The 12177-nt window shown below is 49.5% G+C and carries 10 protein-coding genes and 1 pseudogene; 8 read left to right on the top strand and 3 right to left on the bottom strand.

All coding sequences use genetic code 11. The features are described 5' to 3' along the window. Nucleotides 1-18: 18 nt before the first annotated feature. The 3 genes from ABDB98_RS18725 to ABDB98_RS18715 all read right to left on the bottom strand — a co-directional run bounded on the left by ABDB98_RS18725 (nucleotide 19) and on the right by ABDB98_RS18715 (nucleotide 3303). Nucleotides 19-1407 (bottom strand): sugar porter family MFS transporter, encoded by a 1389-nt coding sequence (locus tag ABDB98_RS18725; protein ID WP_438420965.1) that lies wholly within the window; start codon nucleotides 1405-1407, stop codon nucleotides 19-21. Nucleotides 1408-1532: 125 nt separating this feature from the next. Beyond that, nucleotides 1533-2465, bottom strand: coding sequence for an aldo/keto reductase (locus ABDB98_RS18720; protein WP_060963876.1), 933 nt, complete (start codon nucleotides 2463-2465; stop codon nucleotides 1533-1535). Nucleotides 2466-2547: 82 nt separating this feature from the next. Continuing rightward, nucleotides 2548-3303, bottom strand: a complete 756-nt coding sequence (locus ABDB98_RS18715) for a DeoR/GlpR family DNA-binding transcription regulator (RefSeq protein ID WP_438420964.1) — start codon at nucleotides 3301-3303, stop codon at nucleotides 2548-2550. 441 nt (nucleotides 3304-3744) lie between these two features. Here ABDB98_RS18715 and iolA point away from each other — a divergent pair, with 441 nt between their 5' ends. From iolA to ABDB98_RS18675, 8 genes and pseudogenes are all read left to right on the top strand, one after another. Next, on the top strand, nucleotides 3745-5208 hold the full coding sequence (gene iolA / locus ABDB98_RS18710; RefSeq protein ID WP_438420963.1) for a methylmalonate-semialdehyde dehydrogenase: 1464 nt from the start codon (nucleotides 3745-3747) through the stop codon (nucleotides 5206-5208). Between the two features lie 68 nt (nucleotides 5209-5276). Further along, entirely contained in the window at nucleotides 5277-6092 is an 816-nt protein-coding gene (iolB, locus tag ABDB98_RS18705; RefSeq protein WP_438420962.1) for a 5-deoxy-glucuronate isomerase, read from the top strand. Nucleotides 6093-6115: 23 nt separating this feature from the next. Further along, complete coding sequence (iolC, locus tag ABDB98_RS18700) at nucleotides 6116-7108, top strand: 5-dehydro-2-deoxygluconokinase (RefSeq protein WP_438420961.1); 993 nt, start codon at nucleotides 6116-6118, stop codon at nucleotides 7106-7108. Between the two features lie 24 nt (nucleotides 7109-7132). After that, nucleotides 7133-9046: a 3D-(3,5/4)-trihydroxycyclohexane-1,2-dione acylhydrolase (decyclizing) gene (iolD, locus tag ABDB98_RS18695; protein ID WP_438420960.1), complete on the top strand. Its 1914-nt coding sequence runs from the start codon at nucleotides 7133-7135 to the stop codon at nucleotides 9044-9046. A 15-nt stretch (nucleotides 9047-9061) separates the two neighbouring features. After that, on the top strand, nucleotides 9062-9958 hold the full coding sequence (iolE, locus tag ABDB98_RS18690; RefSeq protein ID WP_438420959.1) for a myo-inosose-2 dehydratase: 897 nt from the start codon (nucleotides 9062-9064) through the stop codon (nucleotides 9956-9958). 58 nt (nucleotides 9959-10016) lie between these two features. After that, nucleotides 10017-10166 (top strand): annotated as a pseudogene (locus tag ABDB98_RS18685) (MFS transporter); the annotation flags it as partial. A 22-nt stretch (nucleotides 10167-10188) separates the two neighbouring features. Then, nucleotides 10189-11223 carry a Gfo/Idh/MocA family protein gene (locus ABDB98_RS18680; RefSeq protein ID WP_438420958.1) on the top strand — a complete coding sequence of 345 codons (1035 nt, stop codon included), beginning with the start codon at nucleotides 10189-10191 and terminating at the stop codon, nucleotides 11221-11223. Between the two features lie 19 nt (nucleotides 11224-11242). After that, nucleotides 11243-12112, top strand: a complete 870-nt coding sequence (locus ABDB98_RS18675) for a sugar phosphate isomerase/epimerase family protein (RefSeq protein WP_438420957.1) — start codon at nucleotides 11243-11245, stop codon at nucleotides 12110-12112. Nucleotides 12113-12177: the final 65 nt, after the last annotated feature.

Below are 12177 nucleotides of genomic sequence, written 5' to 3'. Positions count from 1 at the left end.
GGGCGATTCCTTTTCTTATTACAGCGTGCGCTGTTTAAGAATTTGATTTTGTTTATTGCGCTTCTTTAAGGAGAACCGTTTTTTCAAGTGCGTTTCGATTTCTTCTAAACTTCTGCCCTTCGTTTCAGGAACGATGTAAGCGGCGAAGAAGAAGGATGTGAGGCAGATGACTGAGAAAATTCCGAATACCCAGCCGATGCCCATGGCGCTCAGCATAAGCGGGAATACCAGTGAAACGACAAGGTTTGTTGCCGACAGAATCAATGTCGTAAATCCGGTTGCGGCTCCGCGTGCGTTTGACGGGAACAGCTCCGGCATCAGGACCCATACGACGGGACCCCATGTCGCCTGGTAAAAGACGATATAGATTCCGAGAAACAGCACGGTCAGCCAAGCCGTAGAAGCTGACAGGCCTGCCAGAAGGAGAATGGCTGATAATGACGCCAGGCTCAAGGTGATGCCGATGCTTCCCCACATCAGCAGTTTTTTCCGGCCGATCCGGTCAATTAAGATCATGGCGGTGATACACATGATGACGTTTAAGACACCGATTCCCATTGTGCCGAGAACGGACGCCGAGGTGCCGAGTCCGGCCTTTGTAAAGATGGTCGGCGCATAGTAAATCACCGTGTTGATACCGACCGCCTGCTGGAAGATGGCGAGTCCGATCCCGATCAGCAGCATAGGGCGGATCCATTTTGCTTTCAGCAAGCCGAGTGTAGATTCTTTTTTCTCAGCTTCACCTTGTTTCATTTCCGCCAATTCAACGGCGATATCCTCTTTGTCGTGCGTCATTTCCATGACTTGTCTGGCTTCCTGTTCACGGCCGCGTTTGACGAGCCATCTCGGTGATTCCGGCATAAACGCGATTCCGATTAATAACAGCGCCGCCGGTACTGCGGCGAGACCGACCATCCAGCGCCAAGCTTCAAATGGGGTGAATATGTAATTCACAATATATGCGAGTAAAATTCCGGTTACAATCATTAAGTTATTCAATGTGCCAAGCGTTCCGCGTATTTTCGTCGGAGCCATCTCAGAAAGATAAACGGGAACAAGCGCCGTTGAACCGCCGACGGCTAATCCGAGAATGACACGTGAGATGATCAGCATGGTGACGGTTTGCGAAGCCGCGCAGGCAAGCGCGCCGATAATGAAAATGAGTGAAAGGACGAAAACCACTTTTCTCCGGCCCCATCGGTCAGAGCATGTCCCGCTTAAGGCGGACCCGAAAATCGCACCGAGCAGCAGCATGCTGACGACCAATCCCTCAGTCAGCGTGTTTAAAGGAATATCATTGTTGATAAAAAGCAAAGCCCCTGAAATCACGCCGGTGTCATAACCGTAAAGCAGCCCGCCTAATGCTCCGAAAAAGTAAATCAGGAATTTTTTGGTGTTTTTCTTCACAGATGATCCTCCTCATCTTTTTGGAACGCATAAGAGTTTATTTAGATAACTATTTCATTCCCCTGTGAAAAAAATATAAACCTTTAAAAAAAACACGCCCTTTTAAAAGGCGTGTTTCTTCTTTCTTAGGAAAACAGCTTGTCGATAAACGCGATTTCTTCCGCAGAAAGCGTAATGGAGGCTGCTTTCATATTGTCTTTTAATTGATCCGCGCGTTTGGCGCCCGGAATCAGGATGTCGATTTCAGGTCTCGCCAAATACCAGGCTAGCACGATATGCGCCGTGTCGGCATTGTGCTTCTCGGCAATCGGTTTGAGCTGGTTGACCTTTTTGATGTTTTCTTTAAACTGCTCCCCTTGGAAATGCGCCTGATCATTGCGCAGATCGCCTTCAGGGAAGGTGGTGTTCTCGTCGTATTTGCCGGCTAACAGTCCGGATACAAGCGGGAAGTACGGGATGAATGAGATGCTGTGTTCTGTCGTATAAGGGAAGAAAGTCTTTTCCGCCTCACGGTTCAGCAGGTTGTATTCCCCTTGAATCACATCGACTAAGCCGTCTTTGTTGGCTTCTTTCAGCTGCTCCAGAGAGAAATTGGAGACGCCGATGGAACGGATTTTTCCTTCTTTTTTCATCTCATTCAATGCTTGGACGGCTTCGTCCTTCGGTGTGTGCTCATCCGGGAAATGGATGTAGAATAAATCAATGTAATCAGTCTGCAGACGTTTCAGGCTGTCCTCAACTGATTGTTTCAAAAAGGCCGGTGAATTGTCGAAAACAAAGTCATCGCCTTCTTTTCTGTGCGCAGCTTTTGTAGCGATGAAGACATCCTCGCGGTTAAATTCTTTCAGCACCTCGCCGATTAATTCTTCAGAACGGCCCACTCCGTAAATATAGGCGGTATCTAACATGGTAACGCCGCTTTTAATCGCTTCCCGGACCAATTCTTTTCCCGTCTCTTCATTCAGATTCGGATAGAGATTGTGTCCGCCGACCGCATTTGTTCCCAAACCGATCGGAAATACTTGTAGGTCAGTTTTGCCGATTGTTACTTTGCTCATGTTTTCGCCCCCTGAAAAAGTAAATTAGGATATCACAGCGCCTGCCGGAAAAATACGGCAGCGTTCTCTATTAATTGTAACGCTATGCCAAGTGAATGTCGATTTGGTGCTCTTGACAATACTTTGTATATTCCTCATCAAGCTGCTGAGAAGTGACGATGCTGTGAAGCCGGTCGAAAGGCGCGTATGTCAGAAGCGTGGATTTGCCGAATTTGGAATGGTCCGCGAGCAGATACACTTCGTTCGCCTTTTCGGAAATTTTCTTTTTCACCTCGTATTCCAGCAAGTCGGAATTCGTCAGGCCGTGGGTGATCGTTGTCCCGGTAGCGGACATGAACGCCTTGTTAATATTGTATTTATTGAGGGTGCTCGGATCATCAATGCCGACAAATGACCTTGTCTTCCGCTTGTAGTTGCTGCCGATGATGATCAGGTCGACATTTTTCATGGATGAAGCGGCGTTAATAATATCAAGGCTGTTCGTCAGCACCGTCACATTCTTATCCGGATCAAGCGTCTCCAGCATCGATTTGGTCGTCGTGCCGGAATCAATAAACACAAGATCGTGATCCTCGATAAACCGTGACGCATAGCGGGCGATTTTGATTTTTTCATCCTGATGTTGAATGGTGCGGTTTTCAAAAGGGACGAGCACAGATTTTTCTGCCGACGTCACGCCGCCGTACACCTTTTTGATCACCCCTTTTTCCGCAAGCTTATTAATATCGCGTCTGACCGTGTTTTTAGAGACGTTGAAAACCTCGCACAGCTCATCCAGCGAAGTGGCTCCGTGTTTGAGAATGTATTCTTCCATCTCCTGAATCCGCATCAGTTTCATAAAAAAACTCCTTCTAGAATTCTTAAAGTAATTAAAATATATAATAAACACCAAGAGTTAATCAATAGTTACTTAACAAATGATAAAAAAGATGGATCACCCGTACGATTCGACACCGTTCTTCAAGTTCCTGTTTTCCCGATCCAAAAAGGTATGATAAAAATAGTGAAAAAATTTTGATTTTTTAGATTGACTTGAAGTGGTGTGGGGATTACAATGTAACCAAGAAATGACCAAAATGTAACCCGCAAGATCAAAAATGATAGATGTAACCGTTTGCTTCGGTCGGTACATGACCAACTTTTACATGGGAAGATGGGAGACACCATCATTTTAGCATTTGTAAGCGTTTAATTCATGTCTTTTGTATGTAAAAGATGAATATATTCATCCGTTATTACCAGCTGAACAGGATGTTTACTATTTAAGGAGGCAATGAGCATGGCAGAGATCAGAAAACTTAAAAACTACATCAATGGTGAATGGGTTGAAAGTAAGACAGATCAATATGAAGACGTTGTCAATCCGGCTACAAAAGAAGTGATGTGCCAGGTTCCGATTTCTACGCGGGAGGATGTGGAATACGCCGTCCGCTCAGCGTCAGAAGCGTTTAAAACATGGTCAAAGACGGCAGTGCCGCGCCGTGCGAGAATTCTATTTAACTATCAGCAGCTTCTCCAGCAAAACAAAGAAGAGCTTGCCCGTCTGATTACTTTGGAAAACGGTAAAAACACGACAGAAGCACTCGGTGAAGTGGGACGCGGAATTGAAAACGTCGAATTCGCAGCAGGCGCGCCGTCACTCATGATGGGCGATTCACTTGCCTCTATCGCCACAGATGTAGAAGCGGCGAACTACCGCTATCCGATCGGGGTGGTCGGCGGCATCGCACCGTTCAACTTCCCGATGATGGTCCCGTGCTGGATGTTCCCGATGGCGATTTCGTTAGGAAACACGTTCATTCTGAAGCCGTCTGAGCGCACGCCGCTGTTAACGGAAAAACTGGCAGAGCTGTTTGAACAGGCCGGTCTGCCGAAGGGCGTCTTCAATGTCGTGCACGGCGCGCATGACGTCGTAAACGGCATTCTTGAGCATCCGGAGATTAAAGCCATTTCATTCGTCGGGTCAAAACCTGTCGGCGAGTATGTTTTCAAAAAAGGCAGCGAACATTTGAAACGCGTGCAGGCGTTAACAGGGGCGAAAAACCACACGATCGTGTTAAATGACGCCCACCTTGAAGATACGGTCACAAACATTATCGGCGCGGCATTCGGTTCGGCAGGAGAGCGCTGTATGGCATGCGCGGTTGTGACGGTTGAAGAGGGAATCGCCGATGAGTTTATGGCGAAATTACAGGAAAAGGCCGCGGACATCAAGCTCGGAAATGGACTGGATGACGGCGTGTTCTTAGGCCCGGTCATCCGCGAGGACAACAAGAAGCGTACGCACAGCTATATTGAAAAAGGCATCGAAGAGGGAGCGAGACTGCTTTGTGACGGCCGTGAAAATGTAACGGAAGACGGCTATTTCGTCGGACCGACGATTTTTGACAACGTGACGACGGATATGACGATCTGGAAAGATGAAATCTTTGCGCCCGTTCTGTCGGTCATGCGTGTGAAAAACTTAAAAGAAGCGGTTGATATCGCCAACCAGTCTGAATTTGCGAACGGCGCCTGCCTGTTCACTTCAAATGCGAACGCGATCCGCTACTTCCGTGAGAATATTGACGCGGGAATGCTCGGGATCAACCTTGGCGTCCCGGCGCCGATGGCATTCTTTCCATTCTCAGGCTGGAAGTCTTCTTTCTTCGGCTCACTGCACGCAAACGGAAAAGACAGCGTCGACTTTTATACACGTAAAAAAGTCGTGACGGCACGATATCCGTCTCCTGATTTCAATTGACAGCCGGCCCGGACGGCTTTGTGATTCCGTCCGGGTTTTCTTTTACTATCAATTAAGGAGGAATACACATGAGTCATTTGCTGCGCAAACCGCAGGCCGATGAGATTTCTCAAGGCGTGAACATCATACATGACGTCACTTCAGCTAATTCAGACCTCAAATACGTCGGATTTAAAGTCGTTGATCTCGCTCCCGGCTCAACATATACAGAAGATTTGAAAAAGACGGAGTGCTGCATCGTGGCGGTCACGGGAAAAATCACCGTCACGGATCATGATCAGACATTTGAAAGCATCGGCACCCGTGAAAGCGTATTTGAAAGAAAGCCGACGGACAGTGTTTATGTGTCCAATGACCGCTCCTTTGACATCACAGCCGTCAGCGGGGCGAGGGTCGCGCTGTGCTACTCTCCGTCCGAACACCAGCTTCCGACAAAGCTGATTAAAGCGGAAGACAACAGTGTGGAACATCGCGGCAAGCTGGCAAACAAACGAACCGTTCATAACATTCTCCCCGATTCAGATCCATCGGCAAACAGCCTTCTCGTTGTTGAAGTTTACACGGACAGCGGCAACTGGTCGAGCTATCCGCCGCATAAACATGACCAAGACAATCTGCCGGCTGAGTCCTTTTTAGAAGAAACCTATTACCACGAAACAGACCCGCCCCAGGGGTTTGTCTTCCAGCGTGTGTACACGGACGACCGCTCGATTGACGAGACGATGACCGCAGAAAATGAAAACGTTGTCATCGTGCCGGTGGGCTATCACCCGGTTGGTGTTCCGGACGGGTATACCTCTTACTACCTGAATGTAATGGCGGGACCGACACGAAAATGGAAGTTTCATAATGATCCGGCCCATGAATGGATTCTGGAACGCTGACAAGTGAGGAGTGGCAGATAACGATGAAGTATACGTTTAATGAAGAAAAAGAGTTTGATATTGTCGCGATCGGGCGCGCGTGTATTGATTTGAACGCGGCGGAATACAATCGGCCGATGGAAGAAACGATGACGTTTTCTAAATATGTCGGCGGTTCCCCTGCAAATATTGCAATCGGCAGCGCCAAGCTCGGATTAAAAGCCGGTTTTATCGGCAAAATCCCGGACGACCAGCACGGCAGATTCATTGTTTCCTATATGCAGGGAAAGGGCGTTGATACGTCACAAATGGCCGTTGACAAAGAAGGGCGCAAAGCCGGACTCGCTTTTACGGAAATTCTCAGTCCCGAAGAGTGCAGCATTCTGATGTACAGAGATAACGTGGCGGATCTGTATCTTGAGCCGTCCGAAGTCAAGGAAGGCTACATCGCAAACGCGAAAATGCTGCTCGTATCAGGCACGGCGCTTGCGAAAAGCCCGTCGCGCGAAGCCGTCCTAAAAGCGGTGCATATCGCAAAAAAACATGACGTAAAAGTCGTTTTTGAGCTCGACTACCGTCCGTATACATGGCCATCGGCAGAAGAAACCGCCGTGTATTACACGCTGGCGGCGGAACAATCCGATATCGTCATCGGAACGCGTGACGAATTTGACGTGATGGAAAACCGCAGCGGCGGAGACAACGATGAAACCGTCCGCCGTTTGTTTGCGCATTCCGCCGATCTTGTCGTTATTAAGCACGGCGTTGACGGGTCATACGCATACAGCAGATCGGGAGAAGTTTTCCAGGCGCGCGCCTATAAAACAAAGGTGCTCAAGACGTTTGGAGCGGGTGATTCCTATGCGTCTGCCTTCATCTACGGACTTGTCAGCGGCCGGGATATTGAAACGGCCTTAAAATACGGGAGCGCTTCCGCTTCCATCGTCGTCAGCAAACACAGCTCCTCAGAAGCCATGCCGGCTGCCGGTGAAATCCTCGAACTGATTGAAGCACAGCACAGCCTGAATGGTAAATAGAACGTATAAAAGGTGGGATCGTTTGTGGGCAAGACAATTCGCTTAACGACAGCACAAGCGCTGATTAAATTCTTGAACCGGCAGTACATTCATGTTGATGGGAATGAAGAGCCGTTCGTTGAGGGCATTTTTACGATTTTCGGCCATGGAAATGTGTTAGGGATCGGGCAGGCGCTTGAGCAGGACGCCGGGCACCTGAAAGTGTATCAAGGCAAAAACGAACAAGGAATGGCGCATGCTGCAATGGCATACAGCAAGCAGATGCTGAGAAGAAAAATTTACGCGGTATCGACATCGGTCGGTCCGGGTGCCGCAAATTTGACGGCTGCCGCGGGTACGGCGCTGGCCAATAACATTCCGGTGCTGCTGCTCCCGGCCGATACTTTTGCGACGAGGCAGCCTGACCCGGTGCTTCAGCAGGTGGAGCAGGAATACAGTGCCGCCGTCACGACAAACGATGCGTTAAAGCCCGTGTCCCGCTATTGGGACCGCATCACCCGCCCCGAGCAGCTGATGAGCAGCTTAATCCGGGCCTTTGAAGTGATGACGGACCCGGCAAAAGCGGGCCCGGCGACAATCTGCATTTCTCAGGATGTCGAGGGAGAAGCATATGATTTTGATGAAAGCTTCTTTGAAAAGCGCGTTCATTACATGGATCGGATGCAGCCGAGCGAGCGTGAGCTGAGAGGCGCCGCGGAGAGAATCAAGGAGAGCAGCCGTCCCGTCATTTTAGTGGGCGGCGGCGCGAAGTATTCCGGCGCGCGCGAGGAATTGATCGCGCTTTCTGAAACATACGGCATTCCGCTTGTCGAAACGCAGGCCGGCAAGTCAACGGTTGAAGCCGATTTCGCCAACAATCTGGGCGGCATGGGCATCACGGGCACACTCGCCGCAAACAAAGCCGCCCGCCAGGCTGATCTGATCATCGGTGTCGGCACACGGTATACGGACTTTGCGACATCCTCGAAAACGGCGTTTGATTTTGATAAAGCAAAATTCCTGAATATCAACGTCAGCCGTATGCAGGCTTATAAGCTTGACGCGTTTCAGGTCGTAGCCGATGCGAAAGTGACGCTCAGCAGGCTGCACGGCTTATTAGACGGATATAAAAGTGCATTCGGCACGGCGATTAAAGACTGGAAAGATGAATGGCTCGCTGAACGGGACCGGCTCGGCAAGGTCACTTTTACACGTGACGCGTTCGAACCGGAAATTAAAAACCATTTCTCACAGGATGTGTTAAACGAGTATGCCGACGCGCTCGAGACTGAGCTGCCGCAAACAACGGCGCTGTTAACTATCAACGAGACGATTCCTGAAGACAGCGTCGTCATCAGCTCGGCGGGATCTCTTCCGGGAGATCTGCAGCGGCTGTGGCATTCCAATGTCCCGAATACGTACCATCTGGAGTACGGCTATTCCTGTATGGGATATGAAGTATCAGGCACGCTCGGCCTCAAGCTGGCCCACCCCGACAAAGAAGTCTATTCACTCGTCGGTGACGGAAGCTTTCTGATGCTGCACTCAGAGCTGATTACCGCGCTTCAATATAACAAAAAAATCAATGTCCTGCTCTTTGACAACTCCGGCTTCGGCTGTATCAGCAACCTGCAGATGGATCACGGCGGCGGCAGTTATTTCTGCGAGTTCCGCACCGGGGACAATCAGATTTTAAACGTTGATTACGCGAAGGTGGCAGAGGGCTACGGCGCTAAAACATACAGAGCCAATACGGTTGAAGAGCTGAAGGCGGCGCTTGAAGATGCGAAAACGCAAGACGTATCCACTTTAATTGAATTGAAGGTTCTGCCGAAAACGATGACGGACGGCTATGACAGCTGGTGGCACGTCGGCGTGGCGGAAGTGTCTGAGCAGGAAAGCGTTCAGCGGGCATTCGAAGCGAAAGAGATGAAGCTGAAGTCTGCGAAGCAGTACTAGAGGGGAGGCATCACGATGGGCAAACAAAATATTCTGTGGGGCATCGCTCCCATTGGATGGCGCAATGACGATATGCCGGAAATCGGAGCCGGGAATACGCTGCAGCATTTGTTGAGCGATATTGTCGTCGCAGGCTTTCAAGGAACGGAAGCGGGGGGATTTTTCCCTGAACCTTCCGTCCTGAATAAGGAGCTGGCTCTCCGGAACTTGCGGATTGCGGGGAAATGGTTCAGCAGCTTTATCATTCAAGACGGTATTGAAAAAACGGCTGAATCATTTACGGAACACTGCGATTATTTGCAGAAAGTCGGAGCGGATGTCGCCATCGTTTCTGAACAGACGTACAGTGTCCAGGGCTTGGACATTGATGTTTTTAAGAAAAAACCGCACTTCTCAGATGAAGAATGGGATACGCTGTGCAATGGCTTGAACCGTCTCGGGAAAATCGCGGAGGAATACGGGCTGAACCTCACTTTTCATCATCATCTCGGCACAGGCGTCCAGACGGCGGAAGAAGTTGACCGGCTGATGGAAGGAACGGACCCCCGGTATGTCCATTTACTTTATGATACCGGCCACGCCTATATCTCCGACGGAGACTGCATGACGATTCTCAACAAGCATATGGATCGGATCAGACACATTCATTTCAAAGATGCGCGGATTGACATTATGGAGCGGTGCAGACAAGAAGGCAAGTCATTCAGGCAGTCGTTTTTACAGGGCATTTTCACGGTTCCGGGAGACGGATGCATCGACTTTACCGAAGTGTACCGGACGCTCATCCGTCATGATTATTCAGGCTGGATCGTCATTGAAGCCGAACAAGACCCGGCAGTCGCCAATCCGCTTGAGTACGCGCTGATAGCGAGAAAGTATATCGACAGTCAACTGCTTGATCCTGCAAATTAGAGGGGGGCTTATATGAATCGTGCCAAGGCGGAATCAGCTTTCAGCAAAAGGACCATCTATGGCCGGTATTCTGCTCATATGCGTGACGGCCATCGGGCTTGTCTTCACACTGAATACGTCCGGCAATCCGCTTGAACAGATTCAGGAGGAACTATACGGTGCCCCTCAGGACGGCAGCGAGAAAAGAAAGACGAGAACCATTATTTGATTATCAGAAGGAGTGGCGATCAATGAACTTACGTATAGGTGTTATCGGAACCGGTGCTATCGGAAAGGAGCACATCAACCGCATCACAAATAAGCTGTCGGGAGCGGAGATTACCGCGGTAACAGATGTGAATCAGGAGGCTGCGCAGCAGACCGTTAAGGATTTCAATTTGAACGCCTCCGTTTATCCTGATGACGAAAGCCTCCTCGCTGCTGAACATGTGGACGCCGTCTTAGTGACAAGCTGGGGCCCGGCTCACGAGTCCAGCGTTTTGAAAGCGATTCAGCACGGCAAGTACGTGTTTTGTGAAAAGCCGCTCGCCACAACGGCAGAAGGCTGTATGCGCATCGTCAAAGAAGAAATGAAGACGGGTAAACGTTTAGTTCAGGTAGGCTTCATGCGCAGATATGACAGCGGTTACGTTCAGCTGAAAGAAGCGATCGACAATCGTGCGGTCGGTGAGCCGCTGATGATTCACTGTGCGCACCGCAACCCGACAGTCGCATCGAATTATTCAACAGACATGGCCGTTGTCGATACGCTCGTTCATGAAATTGATGTCCTCCACTGGCTCGTAAATGACGAGTATGAATCCGTACAAGTCACCTATCCGAAGAAATCAAAAAATGCGCTGCCGCATCTCAAAGATCCGCAGATGGTCATCATCGAAACAAAAGGCGGTATCGTCATCAATGCCGAAATCTACGTGAACTGCAAATACGGCTATGACATTCAATGTGAAATCGTCGGGGAAGACGGTGTCATCAAGCTTCCGGAGCCATCAAGCATCAGCTTGAGAAAAGAAGGAAAACTCAGCACCGATATCCTGATGGATTGGCAGCGCCGATTTGTGGCTGCGTATGATTCGGAAATTCAGGACTTCATCGATTCGATCCGAGAAAAAGGCGAAGTCAGCGGTCCGACGGCATGGGACGGTTATATTGCCGCGGTGACAACTGACGCGTGCGTAAAAGCTCAGGAATCCGGACAGAAAGAGCCGGTGGCGCTGCAAGAAAAACCGGCATTCTATCAATCCTTTACGACTGTGAACAAATAATAGATTTGGAGTGAAAGCAATGAAACTGGCCTTAGATCCATCCATGTACCGTGATGATTTAACGTTAGAGGAAATGGTCTATAAAACGGCGGAGCTCGGATACGAGTATATCGAACTGTCCCCGCGCGAGGATTTCTGTCCTTTCTATAAATATCCGAAAGTCGATTCAGCAAAAATCAAACATCTGAAGCGTCTTTTAAAGGATACAGGCGTGAAGCTGTCCTCTCTCCTGCCGCTTTACCACTGGGCGGGACCTGATGAAGACCGCCGCCAGGCCGCCGTGCGCAACTGGAAACGGGCGATCGAAATTGCGGTTGAGCTTGAAGTGGATTTGATGAACAGTGAATTCAGCGGTTCAAAGTATGATCCGTTGACAAGTGAAGAAAAATTCATCAAATCCATGGATGAACTGCTGCCCGTCTTTGAAAAAGAAGGCGTTAAACTCAATCTGCAGGCCCACCCGTACGATTTTATCGAGACGCACAAAGGTGCGATGGATATGATCCGCGCGCTTGATAAGGATTGGATCAATCTGGTCTACTCGACGGCGCATACGTTCTTTTACGATGACGGCAAAGGCGATATTGCGACTATGTTTGATGAAGCCGGCGGCCGCCTCACACATGTTTTATTTGCAGATACCTTTAATCATAAAGCGGCTCACGGCCTGCGTTACATCGTCAATCCGCCTGACGCGAAAGTAACGGTTCATCAGCATTTGGACATCGGGCAAGGCGAGGTCGACTTTGATACGATTTTCAAAAAAATGAGAGAGATGAAATTCGACGGAATTGCGACGAATGCCGTTTTCGCTTGGGTCGGCGAGAGAGCGGATGAATCAAGCCGGTTCATGCTTAAAAAATTAAAAGAAGAATTAGGTATGGCATAAGCTTTAGTACGGAGTTCGGCGGGGCGGAAAGGCTCCTCAGCTAAACGCAGATGGGAGAGGCTGAC

Origin of the sequence: Bacillus siamensis (assembly GCF_051628075.1) — a bacterium.
Lineage (GTDB): Bacteria > Bacillota > Bacilli > Bacillales > Bacillaceae > Bacillus > Bacillus siamensis.
The sequence above is the reverse complement of the archived record's forward strand: the minus strand, read 5'-3'. Positions and strand labels throughout refer to the sequence as shown.